This is a genomic window from Sphingobium mellinum (genome assembly GCF_037860795.1).
In the GTDB taxonomy this organism is placed as follows: Bacteria; Pseudomonadota; Alphaproteobacteria; order Sphingomonadales; family Sphingomonadaceae; genus Sphingobium; species Sphingobium mellinum.
Map to the genome: position 1 here is coordinate 489365 of NZ_JBANRK010000002.1, position 18288 is coordinate 507652.

Annotated in this window: 16 protein-coding genes; 6 read left to right on the forward strand and 10 right to left on the reverse strand. The window is 62.1% G+C overall.

All coding sequences use genetic code 11. From position 1 onward, the window contains the following. Window positions 1-13 precede the first annotated feature (13 nt). Complete coding sequence (locus tag AAC640_RS06790) at window positions 14-472, forward strand: acetyltransferase (RefSeq protein WP_340265327.1); 459 nt, start codon at window positions 14-16, stop codon at window positions 470-472. An 83-nt stretch (window positions 473-555) separates the two neighbouring features. Here AAC640_RS06790 and AAC640_RS06795 read toward each other — a convergent pair whose 3' ends face one another. The 3 genes from AAC640_RS06795 to AAC640_RS06805 all read right to left on the reverse strand — a co-directional run bounded on the left by AAC640_RS06795 (window position 556) and on the right by AAC640_RS06805 (window position 2853). Next, window positions 556-1191, reverse strand: a complete 636-nt coding sequence (locus tag AAC640_RS06795; RefSeq protein ID WP_340265328.1) for a hypothetical protein — start codon at window positions 1189-1191, stop codon at window positions 556-558. Between the two features lie 157 nt (window positions 1192-1348). Then, window positions 1349-1996 carry a glutathione S-transferase family protein gene (locus tag AAC640_RS06800; RefSeq protein WP_340265329.1) on the reverse strand — a complete coding sequence of 216 codons (648 nt, stop codon included), beginning with the start codon at window positions 1994-1996 and terminating at the stop codon, window positions 1349-1351. Between the two features lie 98 nt (window positions 1997-2094). Beyond that, a complete protein-coding gene (locus AAC640_RS06805) occupies window positions 2095-2853 on the reverse strand; it encodes a hypothetical protein (RefSeq protein ID WP_340265330.1) in 759 nt (252 codons plus the stop codon). A 172-nt stretch (window positions 2854-3025) separates the two neighbouring features. Between AAC640_RS06805 and AAC640_RS06810 the strand changes: the two genes are divergently transcribed. The 5 genes from AAC640_RS06810 to trmB all read left to right on the forward strand — a co-directional run bounded on the left by AAC640_RS06810 (window position 3026) and on the right by trmB (window position 7791). Beyond that, window positions 3026-3661 carry a YqaA family protein gene (locus AAC640_RS06810; RefSeq protein WP_340265331.1) on the forward strand — a complete coding sequence of 212 codons (636 nt, stop codon included), beginning with the start codon at window positions 3026-3028 and terminating at the stop codon, window positions 3659-3661. 8 nt (window positions 3662-3669) lie between these two features. Beyond that, the gene (gene lnt, locus AAC640_RS06815; RefSeq protein WP_340265376.1) at window positions 3670-5265 is read left to right on the forward strand and encodes an apolipoprotein N-acyltransferase; all 1596 of its coding nucleotides are present in this window, start codon (window positions 3670-3672) and stop codon (window positions 5263-5265) included. Window positions 5266-5323: 58 nt separating this feature from the next. Further along, window positions 5324-6529 (forward strand): methionine adenosyltransferase, encoded by a 1206-nt coding sequence (gene metK / locus AAC640_RS06820; RefSeq protein WP_340265332.1) that lies wholly within the window; start codon window positions 5324-5326, stop codon window positions 6527-6529. A 195-nt stretch (window positions 6530-6724) separates the two neighbouring features. After that, complete coding sequence (locus tag AAC640_RS06825; RefSeq protein WP_340265333.1) at window positions 6725-6904, forward strand: hypothetical protein; 180 nt, start codon at window positions 6725-6727, stop codon at window positions 6902-6904. A gap of 191 nt (window positions 6905-7095) precedes the next feature. Beyond that, window positions 7096-7791: a tRNA (guanine(46)-N(7))-methyltransferase TrmB gene (trmB, locus tag AAC640_RS06830; protein WP_340265334.1), complete on the forward strand. Its 696-nt coding sequence runs from the start codon at window positions 7096-7098 to the stop codon at window positions 7789-7791. A 31-nt stretch (window positions 7792-7822) separates the two neighbouring features. Here the strand turns inward: trmB and AAC640_RS06835 are convergent, their stop codons facing one another. From AAC640_RS06835 to AAC640_RS06865, 7 genes are all read right to left on the reverse strand, one after another. After that, window positions 7823-8011 (reverse strand): hypothetical protein, encoded by a 189-nt coding sequence (locus tag AAC640_RS06835; protein ID WP_340265335.1) that lies wholly within the window; start codon window positions 8009-8011, stop codon window positions 7823-7825. Window positions 8012-8041: 30 nt separating this feature from the next. After that, window positions 8042-9787 (reverse strand): CocE/NonD family hydrolase, encoded by a 1746-nt coding sequence (locus AAC640_RS06840; protein ID WP_340265336.1) that lies wholly within the window; start codon window positions 9785-9787, stop codon window positions 8042-8044. 145 nt (window positions 9788-9932) lie between these two features. Then, on the reverse strand, window positions 9933-11450 hold the full coding sequence (locus AAC640_RS06845) for an alpha/beta hydrolase domain-containing protein (RefSeq protein WP_340265337.1): 1518 nt from the start codon (window positions 11448-11450) through the stop codon (window positions 9933-9935). Between the two features lie 122 nt (window positions 11451-11572). Then, window positions 11573-12925: a serine hydrolase domain-containing protein gene (locus tag AAC640_RS06850; RefSeq protein WP_340265338.1), complete on the reverse strand. Its 1353-nt coding sequence runs from the start codon at window positions 12923-12925 to the stop codon at window positions 11573-11575. 119 nt (window positions 12926-13044) lie between these two features. Beyond that, on the reverse strand, window positions 13045-15288 hold the full coding sequence (locus tag AAC640_RS06855) for a TonB-dependent receptor (RefSeq protein ID WP_340265339.1): 2244 nt from the start codon (window positions 15286-15288) through the stop codon (window positions 13045-13047). Between the two features lie 337 nt (window positions 15289-15625). After that, window positions 15626-16786, reverse strand: a complete 1161-nt coding sequence (locus AAC640_RS06860) for an LLM class flavin-dependent oxidoreductase (RefSeq protein WP_340265340.1) — start codon at window positions 16784-16786, stop codon at window positions 15626-15628. 25 nt (window positions 16787-16811) lie between these two features. Then, entirely contained in the window at window positions 16812-18251 is a 1440-nt protein-coding gene (locus AAC640_RS06865) for an aldehyde dehydrogenase (RefSeq protein WP_340265377.1), read from the reverse strand. Between the last annotated feature and the right edge of the window lie 37 nt (window positions 18252-18288).

An 18288-nucleotide genomic window follows, 5' to 3' on the forward strand; every position in this document is an offset into this window, starting at 1 on the left:
GCTTCGCGCCTATATGCCGCGCATGATCTCCATCCGCCCCGCCCGCGCCGCCGATGGCGCCCGCCTGCTCGACATCTGGCGCCGCGCCGTCGACGCGACCCATCACTTCCTCGATCCCGCCGATCGTGGCGCGATCGACGCCGAAGTCGCCGACGTCCTTCCCCGCTCGGCCGCGTGGCTCGCCACCGACGCTGACGACCAGGCTGTTGGCTTCATGTTGATCGAAGGCACGCATATGGACGCGCTCTTCATCGACCCAGACTGGCATGGGCAGGGTGTCGGCCGCTCGCTCGTCGCTCACGCGCTCGAACTTCATCCCGCCATGACCACCGATGTCAACGAACAGAATGACGGCGCTCTCGGCTTCTATGAGCGCATGGGCTTCGCCCGCGCCGGCCGCTCCGACCGCGACGGTCAGGGCCGCCCCTACCCCCTTCTCCACCTGCGCTACGCGCCCGACCCGGGGCGCTGAGCCGGACGGGCGCAGGCCACGAAAAGGAAGCGCGGCGGAAAGGACATCCGGCAGGCTCCTTCCATGCCGCTGCCGCCATAGGCTCAAGACAATCGCGGGTCGGGCGCAGGCAACGCCACCACCGCGCCGCTTCTCTCCCGCACCTGATCCAGCGCCGCGCGCAACCGCTCGCGCGCCTCTTCGCCATCGGGCCTGTCGACCTGATCGCCGGCCTGCGTCTCCGTTACCTCGCGCCGATGCTGCACCCACAATCGCACGCCCACGGCATGGGGATGGCCGCGCTTCACCTTGCGGCTCTTCACCATGCCCTCCGGGTCCAGCACCACCTCTTCGACCTCGCTCCCGAACAGCGACTGGCGCAGCAGCAGCGCCTCCAGTTCGGCATAGCCGATGCTCATCGCCTGCGCCCATTCGCGCGCAAAGCCGGGATCGCGCCGCTTGTGATAATAGGCGCTCGACAGATTCTTGCCCGCCGCCCGCGCCGCTTCGCTGACATTGCAGGTTACCGCCAGCGTCTCCATGAAGATGCGCCGCCGCTCGACCGTCCAGCCATCCTTCCGCACCGCGCGCAACTGTGCCCCGTTCGCGGCGCCGCCACGCGGGCTGCGCTGCATCGTCAGTTCGCGATCCGCCCCGTCGCCTGCCTTTCCCGAAAAGCGGCGCGTCGCGCCCCTGGCGCTCGTCGCCTGCTTGCCATCCTTCCCGTCCCTGTTCGCCACGCCCCGTCCTTTCACCCGCCCTCCCAACGCAAGAAGGGCCGGCCCCAAAGGACCAGCCCTTCTTTCCCGCCGCGCTGGCGACTCACATTTTCCCACTGTCGACTTATCTGCCAGAACAGCGTGACGATGTCAACCAAAATGTTCCATATAGGTTATTTCACACTGCGCGCATCCGCGCGATCGCCTTCGCCTCCGCCGCCAGCGCCGCTGCGATGCTGGGCCGTGTCCGCATCGTCGCGATCCACTGCGCGATCCGGGGCCAGCGTCCCTCGGCCAGCACGCCGCTGCAATAACCGATATTGATGAGCGGGCACACGATCGCGATGTCCGCCAGGGTGAAGCGATCCTCGACCATGAACCCTCTGTCCGGCAGGGTTTTTTCCAAATAGTCCAGCGCTGGCGGCAAGGATTCCGATTCGGCCCTGTCCGCCGCGCACAGATCCTGCGGCACCCCCAGCAGCGGCGCGACCATGCGGTTGAAGAACATCGGCATGCCCGCCGGCTGCAAAATGGTATCGCCGAACTCTTCATACCATATCGTCCGCGCGCGCGCCTTCGCCTCGGTGGGGATAAGGTTTGGCCTGGGCTGTATAGCATCCATATAGGTTATGATGGCACTGCTGTCGCTGATCAGGAAGTCGCCATCCTCCAGCGCCGGCATCTTGCCGAAGGGCGATGCTTGAGCGAACACATCCCCTCCCTGGCCAAAGCCGCCGGGCCTCACGTCATGCTCCAGCCCTTTCTCATGCGCAAAGATCACGACCTTGCGGACAAAGGGCGACGGGCGCGCGCCATAAATGATCATTTCTTCTTCTCCGGACTGTCGGCAAGCATCATATTATCTCGGCAAGACGGCAGCCTTCGGGTCCGCGACCTCTCATTGCCCGTCTCACCCAGCCCCTCTCACCCGGCCACGCTGCTGGACCGGCTATAATCGATTCGGATGCGTACCCAGCTGCCGACCATCAGCTTGCCATTGACGCGCGGCGGGCGCACCAGAAACTGCCACGCGGCCAGCCGCACCGCGCGGGCAAAGCCTGATCCGACGGGCGATTCGCCCAGCGCCTGGCAGTTTTCGACATGGAAATCATCCACCGTCTTGCACGCCACAAGGCCCCATCCGCTGGCCGGCGCATCGGCCGGAATATAGGTCGACAGCTCGGCGGGGCTCGGCCGCCGATACCATTCCGCCTCGAACAGCTGCACCCCGCCCGGCCCCTCGCCCGGCCCCGCGGCTGCGGCGCTCTGCCCCTGCCCCTGCCCCTGCCCGCTGGTGCCCTGCCCTGCGTCCTTCGCCGGCATCCGCCCGATATCGGCCGAGGCCATCTGCGCGCTGTCGATAACGAGGAACGGCAGCGACGCATCCTTTGCAGGTCGGACGACAGGCCGCGGCGGGCGGACCGCCGGCGGCGCCTGCCGTTGCTCGGCCGCCTTTTCCACCCGCCGCTTGCGCGCCTTGCTCTTGTGTGCCTTGGCCTTTTCCGCCTGCTGCGCGGGCGCCAGCGTAAAGCTTACCGGATGGCGCGGATCGTCCACGCGCGGCTCGGGACGCGGAGCCAGCGTCAGCAGCGCCAGCAGCAGCAGCGCGTTCAGCGCCAGCGCAAACAGCAAGCCGCCGCCGCGTTCGCGCGTCTTGGTCCAGGACAGGGAAACTGGAGTCACGTGATTAAGGGTCCGCCCAACAAGAACTGGCTGCGCTATCGTCTTGCCCAGACGCCGTCCGACCGTCAACGCCGTCCTGCCTGTGCATGGAACGCCGATGATATCGTTTCGAAATCGCAACAATCATAAAAGCTCTGGCAGCCTATCTCCATCTCCGCTAGGCCCGCCCCCGATGCTCACCAAGCTCTATCAATGGACGCTGGCCAAAGCCGCCCACGCCCATGCCGAACGCTGGCTTTTCCTGATATCGTTCATGGAATCCAGCTTCTTTCCCATCCCCCCGCATCCGCTTCTCGGACTTATGTGCCTTGCCCGGCCGGAACGGGCGATCCGCTTCGGCATCATCTGCACCGTCGCCTCGGTGCTGGGCGGCCTGCTCGGCTACGCGATCGGCCATTTCCTCTATGAAGCCGTCGGCCAACAGATCCTCCACGCGCTCGGCCTCACCGCCAAATTTCCGGTCGCCGCCTGCTATCTGCGCGATTATGGCGCGGAAATCATCCTGGTGAAGGGCGCCACGCCCATCCCCTTCAAGCTTATCACCATCACCGCCGGTTTCATCGGCCTGTCCCTCATTACCTTCCTCTGGGCCAGCATCCTCAGCCGCGCCTTCCAGTTCATGCTGGTGGGCTTCCTCTTCTGGAAGTTCGGCAGCCCGATAAAGGCGTTCATCGAAAAATATCTCGGCCTGCTCTCCGCCGCCTTTCTGGTGCTGATCGTCGGCGGCTTCGTCGCGGCCTCGGCCCTGTCGGGTGGCGGCGGCAAGACCGACAAGTGCAGCCACGCCACCATGGCCACGCTGCGCTGACCCGCCTGATGAAGGACCTGATCGGCCGCTTTCCGCGACTCGCCGCGCTGCTCGCCGGCTTCCTGTCGGCAACGGGGTTCGAGCCGCTGAAGTTCTGGCCCATCACCCTTGCCTGCATCGCGCTGCTCATCACCCTGATTCAGAAAGCCCCCGACCGGCGCGCGGCGTTCCTTCGCGGCTGGCTGTTCGGCCTCGGCCATTTCACCCTGGGCCTCAACTGGATCGCTCACGCCTTCACCTTCCAGGACGCCATGCCGCACTGGTTCGGCTATGGCGCCGTCATCCTGCTCTCGCTATATCTCGCCGTCTATCCGGGGCTTGCGACCCTGGGCGCATGGTGGTTTCAGCGCAGGCTGCTGCCGCGCGGGCAACCGATCAATCGCATCAGCAATGGCCCGCAGCCCCCGGAACAGGCCATCCCCCTCCTTCTCTTATTCGCCGCCTGCTGGATCGCCAGCGAATATCTGCGCGCCGTCCTCTTTACCGGCTTTGCCTGGAACCCACTCGGCGTCATCCTGCTTCCCACCGGCGTGGCCATCGCCGCGACGATCATCGGCACCTACGGCCTGGGCGCGCTCGTCATCGTCGCCGCCGGTACCATCCTCCTCGCCCTGCACCGCCGCTGGATTCCCGCCGCCGCGATCGCCGCGCCGCTCTGCGCCTTGGCGCTATGGGGCCAGCTATCCCACGCCCCCGCCACGCCCGCCGGAGCCCCGCGCATCCGCGTGGTCCAGCCCAATATCGGCCAGGACGAAAAATATTCGCCCCAGCTCGAACAGGCGCATTTCCGCACGCTCGCGGCTCTGTCGGGCCAGCCCCGACCCGCCCCGCGCCTCATTTTCTGGCCCGAAGCCGCCGTCCCCGCTTATCTTGATATGGAACCGGACTGGCGCGAACGCCTGGCGGGACTGCTGGGGCCGGGCGACCTGTTGATGACCGGCGCGACCAAAGTCTATTTCAAGCAGGTCGAAAAGGACGGCGTGCCCACCAACGCGCTCGCCGGCGCGAACAACAGCCTCTTCATCGTCTCGCCCCGCGCCCAGCTGCTCGGCCGTTATGACAAGGCGCATCTCGTGCCCTATGGCGAATATCTGCCGATGCGCGCCATCCTTCAGCCGATCGGCCTCTCCCGCCTCGTGCCCGGCGAGGCTGATTTCTGGCCCGGCCCCGGCCCGCAAAGCCTGACGCTCCCCGCCACGCTCGGCCGCCCCAGCCTCAAGATGGGCGTCCAGATCTGCTACGAGATCATCTTCTCGGGCCATGTGGTCGACGCGAAGAACCGCCCCGCCTTCCTCTTCAACCCCTCCAACGATGCATGGTTCGGCAACTGGGGTCCGGTCCAGCATCTGGCGCAAGCGCGCCTGCGCGCCATTGAGGAAGGCATCCCGATCATCCGCTCCACCCCGACCGGCGTGTCGGCGGTGGTCGACGCGCGGGGTCATGTGCTCCACGCGCTCGGGCTGCACCGGGCGGGCTTCCTCGACACTGCGCTGCCGCTCGCGCTTGCTCCGACGCTGTTCAGCCGCATCGGTAACTGGGCGCCCTTCGCCTTGATGGTACTGCTCGTCGGACTGACCATTGCCACGCGCCGGTCGAGAAGCTAATAGCCACATAAACTTTTCTTTATGTCGCTTTTGACAGCAGCCTGCTAACGGGAGTCCCATGCGCAGCAATTATCTCTTCACCTCGGAATCCGTGTCCGAAGGCCATCCCGACAAGGTCGCGGACCAGATTTCCGACGCCATCGTCGACCTGTTCCTGTCCAAGGACCCGGAAGCCCGCATCGCCTGCGAAACGCTGACCACGACCCAGCTCGTCGTTCTCGCCGGCGAAATCCGCTGCAAGGGCGTCTATGAAAATGGCGAATGGGCCGCAGGCGCGCAGGAAGAGATTGAGCGCACCGTCCGCGATACAGTCAAGCGCATCGGCTATGAACAGGACGGCTTCCACTGGGAAAGCTTCCGCTTCGAAAACAACCTCCACGCCCAGTCCGCGCACATCGCGCAAGGCGTCGACGCCAGTGGCAACAAGGATGAAGGCGCCGGCGATCAGGGCATCATGTTCGGCTTCGCCTGCGACGAAACGCCCGACCTCATGCCGGCCACGCTCGACTACAGCCACAAGATCCTGGCGAAGATGGCGCATGACCGCCATTCGGGCCGCGCCCCCTTTCTGGAGCCGGATGCCAAGAGCCAGGTCACGCTGCGCTTCGAAAATGGCAAGCCCGTCGCCGCGACCGCGATCGTCGTCTCGACCCAGCATGGCAAGGGCTATGACGAAGGCGCCAACGAAGCAGAACTCAAGGACTATGTGAAGGGCGTCATCGCCGATGTCCTGCCCGGCGAACTGCTCTCGGCCGAGACCGTCTATCATATCAACCCCACCGGCAGCTTCGAAATCGGCGGCCCGGACGGCGACGCCGGCCTCACCGGCCGCAAGATCATCGTCGACACCTATGGCGGCGCGGCGCCCCATGGCGGCGGCGCCTTTTCGGGCAAGGACCCGACCAAGGTCGACCGCTCGGCCGCCTATATCACCCGCTACCTCGCCAAGAATATCGTCGCCGCCGGCCTTGCCCGTCGCTGCACGATCCAGCTCGCCTATGCCATCGGCGTCAGCGAGCCGCTGTCGCTCTATGTCGACACGCACGGCACCGGCAGCCTCGACGACGCGAAGATCGAGCAGGCGATCAAGAACATCAAGGAACTGGGCGGCCTGACCCCGCGCGGCATCCGCACCCATCTTGGCCTCAACAAGCCGATCTACCGCCCCACGGCCGCCTATGGCCATTTCGGCCGCAGGCCCGAAGGCGACTTCTTCCCTTGGGAAAAGACTGACCTCGTCGACAAACTCAAGGCTGCTCTCTAAGCCATCGGCTCCGGTCGGGAAAGCGGCGCGCAGGCACTTGCCCTGCGCGCCGTTTCGCGTTGGGCGGCGCCGCTCAACCTCACCATAAGATGACGAAAAGTTCATTAGGCCCGGTCGCACTGGCGCGCCATAAGAAGGGGGTCGAACCCGCCACCCCTGTCGGGTTCGGCAACCTCCTTTGAAGGAGAACTGGCGATGACCCGATCCGTGACATCTGCCCTTGCCTGCCTCGCCCTGCTCGTCGGCAGCGCCGCACCCGCGCTGGCCGCCCCCTGCAAGGACGCCAAGGGCAAGTTCATGAAATGCCCACCCAAGCCGGTCGCCAAGAAGGGGCCGTGCAAGGACGCCAAGGGCCGCTTCACCAAATGCCACTGACCTGACGGATCGGCCGCGCGCAATCCGCCGGCTTCCAAAGGAAAGGGCCCTGGCGCCGGCCGCTGCACCTGACGCCATGGCTCTGCGTGCCTCCCGCTCCGCTTCGTCTCCTCACGGGCTGCGGGAGGCACGACATGGCTCCAGCGCGTCTCCGCTTGCCCCGGTCACGCCACGGGGCTAAGCGCCCGCGCATGACCGCGCACACATCCGGCGATCCCACCACGCTCAACCGTCTTTACGGCCGCCAGTCCGGCCACAAGCTCCGCGCCGGCCAGCAGCAGCTTGTCGACACGCTGCTGCCCGCCCTTTCTGTGCCGGAGGAGGGCGAGATCACCGCCGCCAGCCTCTTCGGCTACGACCGCCCGCTCCATTTCGAGATCGGCTTCGGCGGCGGCGAACATCTCGCCTATCGCGCCGACCTGCTGCCCGATCACGGTTTCATCGGCTGCGAACCCTTTCTGAACGGCGTCGTCACCGCCTGCGGCCATATCCGCGACCAGGCGCTGGGCAATGTCCGCCTGCACATGGGCGACGCGCTGTCGGTGCTCAGCCGCATTCCGGACGGCGCGCTGAGCTTTGTCTATCTCCTCCACCCCGACCCATGGCCCAAGGCACGCCATGCCAAGCGCCGCATGATGAACCCCGGCCCGGTCGCCCTGATCGCGCGCAAGCTGAAGCCTGGGGGCGAGTTCCGCTTCGGCACCGATCACCCCATCTATCTCCGCTGGGCGCTCATGGTCATGAACGGCCACCCGGATTTCGACTGGCTCGCGCACGAACCCAGCGACTTCCTCACCCGGCCGGGTGGCTGGCCCGAAACCCGCTACGAAGCCAAGGCCCGCCGCCTTGGCCATGAAGTCTGGTATATGAGATATCGTCGTCGATAGAATCTACTTCAGCGAAGTTCGCGAACTTATCTTATCCGAAGCAGGCCAAAGTAAAGCAGTTGGAGAAATGCTTGATCAGTTCGGGCTGCGCGAACAGAAGCGTGGTTTCCTGAGGCGAGCGGAAACCCGCAAGCACGGGGTTTCCTAATCGGAGCAAACTCTCCCCCGCGGTCAGGATAAACGTCGCCTTCGGGCTTCGGCGGACCAGATCGGCGGTCACTTTCAGTCTTTCCACTTCCAAAACCAATCATCAAGAGGACCGGTTAGCTGGAATGACGGGAAGAATGATGCGGCTTGGGCGCGCGGGTCCCCGGTGCACCTTGTTCAACGCCACGATCATATCTCCAGCGCTTTCGCTATTGATGTCGCCGCCGGTATTACTGTTGCGGTCATAGCGGGGGAAGTTGCTGCTCGACACCTCCAGCCGAATGCGATGACCCGGCAGAAAAACATTGGAAGTAGCCCCCACGTCGATATCGATCTCGTAGATCTCATCGGGCTTCATCAGATCGCAGCTATCCAGCGACTGTCGGTAGCGCATCCGCAGTACGCCGTGACAGAGGATGATGGCGCGTCCGTCCGGAGAGACGTCGACCAGCTTGGCGGTGAAATCGGTGTCCGGCGCCGACGAGGACACGAACAGCTTGAGCGTGACCGGTCCGGTGACCTCGACCGGCTCATCCAGCACGGCGGTGGTAAAGCACAGGACATCGTCCCTGGTCTCGATCGCCGACTGATCCCTGGGACCGTCGGTACGCATGTCCAGCGTGTCGCCCCCCACGGTCGGCACGGGGCGGAGCGGGTCGTAGAGGTAGCGATCGACCATGTCATGAGCGGGACGATTCGTCGTGAGCAGCCCGGCGCCGCCCGCCGTATTCGCGGGCCCCGCCCCGCCGAGAAAATAGTCGACATAGTTTGTGTCCGGAAGCGGCCATGCCTGCTCGTCGCGCCACTGGTTGATGCCCATGACGAACAGGCGCACGGGTGCCGTGCCGTCCAGCGCGCCCTCGCGGCCCTTGAGCCACCGATCAAAGAAGTTAACGTGGACTTCGTCGAAGCCGAACGCCAGCGCGTTCGCGGCAGGGCCGAAATCCCGGTCTCCAAAAACGCCGAACTGGCCGTGAACCATATGGCTCCACGGCCCGATCAGCAGCCGCTGGCCGGCCCGGGCCTGCGCCGATCCGGCACGCTGGCTGAACGCCTGATGATCCCGCAGTTGTTGTGTCGCATAAAGATCGTACCATCCGACGATCGACAAGGCGGGCGTCGTGACCTTCTCGGCCCTGTCCACCACTGACAAGGCTTTCCAGAAGTCATCTCGCATGGGATGCGCCATGACATCATCGAACCAGGGCAGATACTTCTTCAGCAAGGGCTGATCGCCGACCGGCTTCGCCCAATAGAGGGGGTCGGGGTTCTGGAGAGTGGCGGCGAGCTGCTGGATATCGGCCAGGTCCGCCTTGCCTCCTGGCAGCGCGCGCATGGCGGCGTTCAATGCCATGATGGTGCTCCAGAAAAGCAGCAGCTGCAGCGACAGGGCGCCGCCGCGCGAATACCATAGCGAATAGATATCCGCACATGTCACCATCGGCACGATCGCCTTCAGGGCCGGCGTGTCGGCCGCTGCTGCCTGCCACTGCACCAGCCCGAGATAGGATGGGCCATACATTCCGACATTCCCGTCGCACCACGGTTGCTCGGCCAGCCAACGGATCGTGTCCTCGCCATCGAGCAGATCCTGGGAATGCGGCACGAAGCTGTCGTCGGAACGGAACGTTCCGCGAACATCCTGGGCGATGACCGCGTAGCCCGCGCGGAGCAGGGCGATTTGGCCGGGCAGCATCAAGACCCCCAACTTGAGATCGTCCTTCTGGTAGGGCGTGCGCATCATGACCGCCGGCACCTTCTCGTCACCGGCAGGCCGCCAGACGCTCGTGGCCAGGGTGACGCCATCGCGCATCGGCACGCGAACGTCCGCTTCAAATACAGCCTTCATCGTTCTTCCTCATATTTAACGGACGGGGAGCGGGACGGTCGCCGACTACCTTCATGACGATCTTCTCGCTGCGCTTGACGCTATGGAACTGACCTTGCTTGCCCTTTGAGCCAGCGATTTTATCTGGACTGATGGCGCTGGCGCTTCAATCATCGAATTTCACGCTTTTGGCCTCGTGAATCACCTCGTCGGCGGACTGGGGCAAAAGCCAGCCTTCATTTACAAGCTGATGAGCTCGATCCGTCACGCGCGCCACATAGGTGGCTTCAGAACCATAGATCTGGCGTAGCTTCTCGGGCGAGTATCGTTCCTGGGCGCCCATCAACTCGCAGAGGAAGCCCGGGGAGCCTTTGAAGTAGCGCGCAATCGGCACGTCCAGCGCGGTTGAGCGGATTCCCCCCGTGGGATTGCCGTTGGCGTCGAGGACCGCGCCCGCCGCATCCAGCTCGAGCCGGGGCGCGTGCGGCGGGGGACCCTTCCCCTTGCTCCAGAGCTTCAAATACTCGAAAGTGAGTGCGAAATAATGGCCGAGCGGTAAAGTGTTGGCCGGATAGTCGCATTTGGGCGCCAGCGAGCTGAACTCGCCCTCCATCTGCCTACGCGCCATGTGAGAGGCGCCTGATACTATATACAATCGGTAGCGATCATCCGGAGCGTCGCTATCCGGCCGCACCCGCCCCATCCCGAAGGGAGAGACAAACAACATCGAATAGAGCGAGATCGCTGGCACATCACGCGGTTTCACTCGCTGCCTGGGATCGAAGTCGTCGATGTCCAGGGAAGCTGGCACGGTCGAATTCACGCGCGGATACCAGCTGGGTTCACCAACGAAATAGCCGTCAAATATCGGTCTGCCGCCCGGCATGCGCGCTCCATCGGCGAAGCCTTCGTTGATGTAGAACAGGGTCAAGGCTCCTGAACCGGAGAACCCTCCCGCCAGGGTCGAATGGGGCCGGAAGGCCCGCATCGGGTTTTCAGAAGAGCTCGTCTTGATGAGACGGCCCACCTGCGAAATGATGTCCCATGTCAACCCGCCGTCGCGAAAATCAATGGGGCCGTAGCGCACCGGATCTTCCTGCTTCAAACGGTCGATGGCGCCCGGCGTGCCTGTAAGCACCGGATTGCGCGCTTCCCGACGCGTCGTGAGTTGCACATAGGCGTCTCCGCTTCTTATGATGTAGTCGCGCAGACTGGGCCATAGTGTCGACACTCCCGCTTCGGGGTGCAGCAGATCGAATATGACGACGCCGCTGTATTTTGCTCGATCACGCGGGCGCCGGATCAGGATCCGCGTTGTATAGGGCTGATCTGCCTTTTCCACCACAAGACGACCGGCGGCATCATGGCCGTAAATGTTCGCAAGACCGCTAACGAGATACTCTTTCTCGATATAGTTGGAAGGCAGGTCTGCATCGGCAAGGTGCGCTTTGCCCGCGCCCATCGGGGGCTCCGAAACGCGTGTCGGCAGTCTCGCCGGGTTGGAGATCACCCCAGGTGCCGCCGGACGCTCCGCCGCAGATATCGATCCCCATAATGGCAGAGCGCCCAGGCTGACACTTACGCCAAGCTTCGACCAAAATCCCTTACCTACCATCAAACCCTCCATCGGGTTGCCGCTACACCAGTGGCTCATTGCTCCGAGCCGTGGATTGCGTTTTGTCAAAGTCTTAACTCGTCCTAGCGAACGACGCACGATTTAGTCGAGGCATCGCTCGGAGGCCGATGCGCAGGGCAGCCAGCCGGTCGCGCAAGCGCTTCGGCCGCCACGAGCGAAGTCGAAAGCTCTTATGTTTGGGGCGGGGGGGAGCCTACCGCCTCATAGGTCATACGCTCGAATAGCGGCAAAGCTTCCCGGAACGCCATTCCGCGTCCTCCGGCGAGCAACGCGCCGGAATTGGGGCCGAGCGGGTAAGCCTGCTGGATCATGTAAACCATAGTCAGGTCTTCCACGGGGTCGTTCTGCCACCAGGTGCCCCAGGCGCCGGGCCAGCTGTACGAGCCGACACTGCCGTTGGCGATATTGGTCTTCTTCCGTTCTTCGACGATCGCCACCCCGAGTCCGAAGCCCATGTCCTGCCAAATCCGCAAACCGATAAACGGGAATTGGCGCTGGGCAGCGGTAAGCCGGTTGGTACGCATTGCGCGCACCGTTTCCGGCTTTAAGAGGCGCACGCGGCCATGCCGGCCGCCGGCCATCAGCATCTGTGCGAATGTTAGATAATCGTCGGCCGAGGAGATCAGCCCCCCCGCGCCAGAGAAGATGGTAGGACGCTTGGTAACGTCTCCCGTCAGAACCTCGTTTGCAGCGACCTTCGCAAGGGCGTTCTTTTCTAAATCGAACTGATACATGGAGGCGAGCCGATCCTGCTTTGCAGGCGGCACCCAGAAGTCGGTATCCTTCATGCCGAGCGGCGCGAAGATGCGGGCCTGCAGCACATCCTGCAATGTCTTGCCCTCGATACGTTCGAGCAGAAAGCCGAGCACATCCGTCGAGTGCCCATATTGCATCCGCTCCCCAGGCTGATCGAGCAGCGGCAACGTGCCCATCGCCGCCAGCCATTCATCCGTCGTCCTGCTGCGCGAATGCACCGACCTCCCGATCGTCGCTTCGTACGCGTGCGCAATCGGGCCGGTCAGGATAAATGACAAGCCCAGACCGGCTCTGTGGGTCAGCAGATCCTCGACCGTTATGTTCCGCTGCGCCGGAACCGTATCTTCGATCGGTCCGTCTCTCTTGCGGAGCACGCGGCGGTTCGCGAGTTCCGGAATCCACTTGATCACCGGGTCGGACAGTTTGAGCTTGCCCTCTTCCATCAGCATCAGCACCGCGACCGAAGTGACCGGCTTGGTCATCGACGCCAGGCGGAACAAGGTATCGCGCTGCATTGGCGAGCGCGTGTCGATGTCCCTCCAGCCGAGGGTATTGACCTGAACGATCCGGCCACGATGGCAGGTCATGGTGACAATACCCGCCAGAATGCCGCGATCGATATAGGACTGCAGCGCGGACGGGATCGCGGCGATCTTAGCCGGATTCAGCCGGGATCGCGCCGGCTTCGCAAATGCGGGACACGCGGCCGCGAGCGGCAGCGCCACGGCAGTGCCGACCATTTGCCGACGCGACATTCTCTGGTTCATTCCATATTTCCTTATGAAAGGCCGCGCTGACATCATCGGCCCGTCCGCGTCCCCTGTGGATACCCAAAGCTGCAGCTATCCACAGGGTTCTGTGGCCGATTAATGGTCGAGGCGCGGGGTCAGAACATATACTCTACGCGCAGGCCGTAGGTGCGCGGGAGGCCGGCATTATAGGATGTGCCAAATGGCGTGAGCGTTTGGCGGCGCGTGACGTACTTCTTGTCGAACAGGTTGTTGACGTAAAAACCGATCCGGAGGTTCTGCCCGGGAGGGCTGACATAGCCCGACGCATTCGCAAGGAACAGACTTCCGTCGCGATCATGCTTCAGTTCACCGCCCGCACCAGGTTGGAAATTGATCGAGGAGCGGTATGTCGCGAGACCCGAAAGCGATGCAGTCCAAGATGCGATGGCGAACTCGTAATTGGCGCTGAACGATCCAGCCCATTGCGGAGCTTGCGGAGGCGCAGTGCCGGTGAGGTTCGTCGCCGAGACATCAACCAAGGGATTACAAGAATATAATGTCGGCGCTGCCAGCCCCCGAGCAGCGTCATAGCATATGAGCCCTATAACGCCGTCGAACGGCTTGTACCGCGGATGTTGCCAGGCACCCGTAATGCCGACATTAAGCCCTTCCGTAGGAACAGCTCGTACCTCAACCTCAACACCGTAGTTTTCCAAAGCTGCGTTCGAGGTGCGGGCAGCACCTTGAGTGACGTCACGGATCGTCTGAACTTGCTGATCCCTGTTCTTGAAGTAGAACGCGGCCGCATTCAGGGTGAGCCGCTTGTCCAGCATCGATTGCTTGATTCCGATCTCGTGACTGGAAATCTTTTCGGGCCTGACTGTTGTAAGTGGTCCAGTTGTCTGCCCATCCGGGAAGCCACCCGCCTTGAAGCCGCGGGTGAAGCTGTAGTAGAGATTGGTCGGCCCATTATCCCACGCCAGCACGAAACGCGGCGTGAATGCGCGCTGCGTCGTACGCCCATCAGCGGAGAACCCGAACGCTTCTGCGTGCATGCCGCGCTCGTCATAGGTATAGCGCCCACCAACCGTGACCTTCAGTTCGTCGGTAAGCTTGTAATAGCCCTCCAGGAAGGCCGCGTATGAATCTGTGCTCCCCTCGTTCAAGAAGCCTGGCGAGGTGTTAGGGTCCATCGCGCCGCCGGCAAAGGCCCCGAGAAACGCTGCCCTGAAATAGCGCCTGTCGCGTAGATAGTTCAGGCCAAAAATATAGTTGAATTTGCCATCCAGATTCGATGATACTTGAAGATCCTGCGACAATGTCTTTCCACCGACCTTGAATCCGACGAATTCGAACAGATTAAGTGGTGTTCCATCGGTATCACCGCCATTGTTGGCTGACTTTTGATCACGGTATGTCGTCAAGCTTGATAACGTGAAGTTATCGAAGTCAAAATCCATTTTGAGGGTGCCGCCATAATATTTGGTGTGCAGAGGCGGCACCAACGATCGACCAATCTGCTCGTAGAAACCGACCGAGGCAGGGATAAGGCCGGGCGCGAGGACGCAGCCAAGGCAAGTGTCGTCGTAGCGCGACAAAGCTGAAGTCCGCGTCAAGGTATTGCGGAGGTTATAATATTCGCCCCCAAGAACGATGTTGGCTGCCCCCGGATTCCAGCGCAACTTCGCCCTTACGTTATGGTTTTTTTCCCAGCCGTTGTTTTCGCCCGTGATCGCGTTGCGGATGTAACCACCATTATGTTTGTAGTTTCCGGTGATACGCAAGGCAAGATCTTGAGCCAGCGGCAGGTTGATCATTCCGCTCAACTGCTGATGATCGAGGTTGCCGACCTCCCCACGCACGCGTCCCCCGAGTTTGAACGTCGGATCGGCGCTGTTGATGATGATCACGCCGCCCGACGCATTGCGGCCGTACAGCGTACCTTGCGGACCGCGGAGCACCTGGATGCTGCTGATGTCGAAATTATCGAGAATTTCATTGGCGGCGAGGCTATTCGTCAGATACGCGCCATCTTCATAGATTGCGACCGGAGATTCTAGCCCCGCTGCCGTAAAAGCCACACCAAGCCCGCGAATATTGGGTGAAAAGAAGCCGGCACTGACAGTGAAATTGGCACCTGGCGTAATCGCAGCGATGTCAACGGCTTTGGAAAGTCCGAGATTCTGCGCGGTCTCGGCCGTCACCGCCGTTACCGCAATTGGAATGTCCTGCAATTTTTCCGCCCTGCGCTGAGCAGTGACGATGATCTCGGTAGTGCGACTGCTGGCCGCGTCCGCCTCGGCTGACGTCGTAGGTGGCGCGCTGGCTCGGGTCTGTGCGTAGCTCGCTGAAGACAGCAGCCCGCCAAGCGCAATCGCCACAGGTCCAAATTTTCTCATGATAATCCCCCCCCATTTGTTGTTGTGTATTATTTATGTCTTATCGAAAAATCGACCGGTGCACGAACTTATGATATGTTTCAGGACGCCGTATAATCTCCATCCGCTGTAATATCCCTCCGCTGACAAAGAAGGACAATTTGGACATAAACTTTAACAGTATTCTCTATTTCTTTGGGCCAATGAGGGATGCGAAATAAACAATCGCTTCCCCGCCTTTTGTATTCGCGACGGCTGACCATTCACCCACCTCCCAAAAACGGACAAGTTGACGCATCGCTTGCCTAAAGTGCGCGTTAATGCTGCCGGACTCGCGTGCGATCGCCGCTGTCACCCGTCAGGCCGCCATCGAGGTTTTGACAAATGACTTACGCAAGCCCGATTGCTCGAGCAAAGGCATGACGCCCTTTTCCCAGCGTTCGATGCCATCGGTGTAGTCGACCCAAGTCAGCGAAATCCCGTCGAGGCCGATGTCCGACAGCGTCTGGATCGTGTCGACAATACGTTCCGGCGTGCCAACCAGGGGGTACCCGCCCCAGCCTGCCTTGAAGTGGAACTTGAAGCGTTCTGCCTCCTCGGGTGACCAGATCCCGGTCTCGACACCAAGGGTCTTCAGGATGTTGTCCGTTGCCACGTCGTCGCCATGCTGTTCGGCATAATATTTCAGGAAGTCCTCGGCTTCCTTTTGGGTGTCGCGCTGAACGACGTAGACATAGCACCAGACCTGGATGTCGCGGTTGTACCGCTCACGGGCGAGATCCTTATACTTGGCGACCTGGGCACGGGCCTTGTCGACATCGACCGGATCAAGCAGCAGGTAGACCATCTCGCAGTTGCGGGCGGCGAAATCCATACCTTTGGGCGAACCGCCCGCATTCATCAGCGGTGGGAACGGCTTCTGGATCGGCTTTGGCTGCGAGAAGCCCTTCTTGATGTTGAAGAACTTACCTTCGAAGTCGAAATAATCCTCCTTCGACCACAGCATCTTCACGACGTCGATCCACTCCTGCGCATAGTCGTAGCGTAGATCGTGTTCCATCATCTTGCCGCCGAACATTTCCATTTCCGGCGTGAACCAACCGCAGACGATGTTTAGGCCGTACCGGCCACCGCTGATCTGATCGACCGTAGCGGCCTGTTTGGCGGCCACGATCGGATGAACAGTAGGAACGTGCTGGGTTGCCATGATCGAGGGATTACGTGTGGATGCGCCAAGACCAGCCGCCCAGGTGGTGGTCTCGAAAGACGCGCCATTGAAGTTGGTCTCACCATCGAACCCGCGCCAGCGACCCAACGGCACCAAAGCTTCGAAACCCATGCGGTCGGCAGCCTGCGCCATCAGTAAATCCCGATCCCAATCGGGAATGTGACGCTCGGGCGCCATCGTCACGGCGCAGCCATTGCTGGCGTTAAAACCGAACACGCCCAGCTTCATCTTGTTGTCGTTGAAGATCGGGTTGATGCTCTCGCGGCTTTGCGCGTTGGTTAAGCTATTCACTGCTCTCCTCCTGTTCTCTCGTTGTTCAGCGCATATTGAAGGGGTCGGGGATATTGAGGTCGGTGTTGATGAAGACGGATCGGGTCTCAAGATATTCCCCGACCGCCTCGATGCCGTTCTCGCGCCCGATGCCTGAGGCCTTGAAGCCACCGAACGGCGCCATGTAGCTGACCGTACGATACGCGTTCACCCAGACCGTGCCGGCGTGCAGGCGCTTGGGTATGTTGATGGCGCGGGCGATGCTGCTCGTCCAAATCCCTGCTGCAAGACCGTATTGAGTGTCGTTGGCGATGCGGATCGCCTCTTCCTCGTCCTCGAAGGGGATGATCGACAGGATTGGGCCAAACACCTCTTCCTGCGCGATCCGCATGTCATTGCGGACGCCGGTGAAGATCGTTGGTCTGACGAAGAAGCCGTTGGCACACTCACCGTCTGTCACCCGTTCACCGCCGAGAACCAGCTTTGCGCCCTCCCGTTTGGCGACCTCGATGTAATCGAGCACCTTTTGCAGATGCGGGCGCGTGGCGATCGGCCCGACATTGGTGTCCGGATTGCGGGGGTCTCCTAGCTTGGCGGCTTCCACGAACGCCACCAGCTTGGCAACGAACGCATCGTGGATGGAGCGCTGCACCAGCAGGCGCGAGCCGGCCATGCAGGTCTGGCCGGTTGCAGCGAAGATGCCCGACACAGCCCCCTTTACGGCGGCGTCAATATCAGCATCATCGAAGATGATGTTCGGCGACTTGCCTCCTAGTTCGAGGGAGACGCGCTTGAAGCTTCCGGCTGCGGATTCGGCGATCTTCCGGCCGCCGACGTCACCACCCGTGAAGGCGATCCGTGCTACCTTGGGATGACGGATCAGCGCCTCGCCTACCTCACCGCCATAACCCGTGATGATGTTCACGACGCCCTTGGGGAAGCCCGCCTTCTCGAAGAACTCGCAAAAGGCGAGCATCGAGGCCGAAGTGAACTCGGACGGCTTGATGACGACAGTGCATCCGGCGGCCAACGCGGGCGCCAGCTTCCACACGGTAAGCAGAACTGGGGAGTTCCATGGCGTGATCGCGGCGACAACGCCTACCGGAACGTGGTCGATGTAATGGAACATTCCCGGCTTATCGATGGGCGTCACGGAGCCTTCGATTTTATCGGCCAGACCACCATAATATTGAAACCAACGCGGGATGTAGCGCATCTGCCCCAGCATCTCGTTGCGCAGCTTGCCGTTGTCCGTGACCTCGAGATCGGCGAGCATCTCGGCATTTTCGGCCAGCAGATCGGCCAGGCGATACAACAACATCCCGCGATCCGAAGCGGTCATCTTGCCCCATGGCCCATCGAGTGCGCGATGCGCAGCCTCGGCGGCTTCGGCAGCTTCGGCGGCGCCGCAACGCGGGATTCTTGCCCAAGTCTTTCCGGTGAAAGGTACGCATCCGATAGCGGCCGCCTTGCGATAGGGGAGTATTCGCGGGAGTTAGCGGCAGTGCAAGCACCGTGGTTTG

Excerpts from the sequence above, each read along its gene's own strand:
- AAC640_RS06800 (WP_340265329.1), bottom strand. The coding sequence starts at position 1,996 with ATGATCATTTATGGCGCGCGCCCGTCGCCCTTTGTCCGCAAGGTCGTG.
- metK (WP_340265332.1), top strand. The coding sequence starts at position 5,324 with ATGCGCAGCAATTATCTCTTCACCTCGGAATCCGTGTCCGAAGGCCAT.
- AAC640_RS06810 (WP_340265331.1), top strand. The coding sequence starts at position 3,026 with ATGCTCACCAAGCTCTATCAATGGACGCTGGCCAAAGCCGCCCACGCC.
- AAC640_RS06850 (WP_340265338.1), bottom strand. The coding sequence starts at position 12,925 with ATGAACCAGAGAATGTCGCGTCGGCAAATGGTCGGCACTGCCGTGGCG.
- lnt (WP_340265376.1), top strand. The coding sequence starts at position 3,670 with ATGAAGGACCTGATCGGCCGCTTTCCGCGACTCGCCGCGCTGCTCGCC.
- AAC640_RS06790 (WP_340265327.1), top strand. The coding sequence starts at position 14 with ATGCCGCGCATGATCTCCATCCGCCCCGCCCGCGCCGCCGATGGCGCC.
- trmB (WP_340265334.1), top strand. The coding sequence starts at position 7,096 with ATGACCGCGCACACATCCGGCGATCCCACCACGCTCAACCGTCTTTAC.
- AAC640_RS06855 (WP_340265339.1), bottom strand. The coding sequence starts at position 15,288 with ATGAGAAAATTTGGACCTGTGGCGATTGCGCTTGGCGGGCTGCTGTCT.
- AAC640_RS06840 (WP_340265336.1), bottom strand. The coding sequence starts at position 9,787 with ATGAAGGCTGTATTTGAAGCGGACGTTCGCGTGCCGATGCGCGATGGC.
- AAC640_RS06825 (WP_340265333.1), top strand. The coding sequence starts at position 6,725 with ATGACCCGATCCGTGACATCTGCCCTTGCCTGCCTCGCCCTGCTCGTC.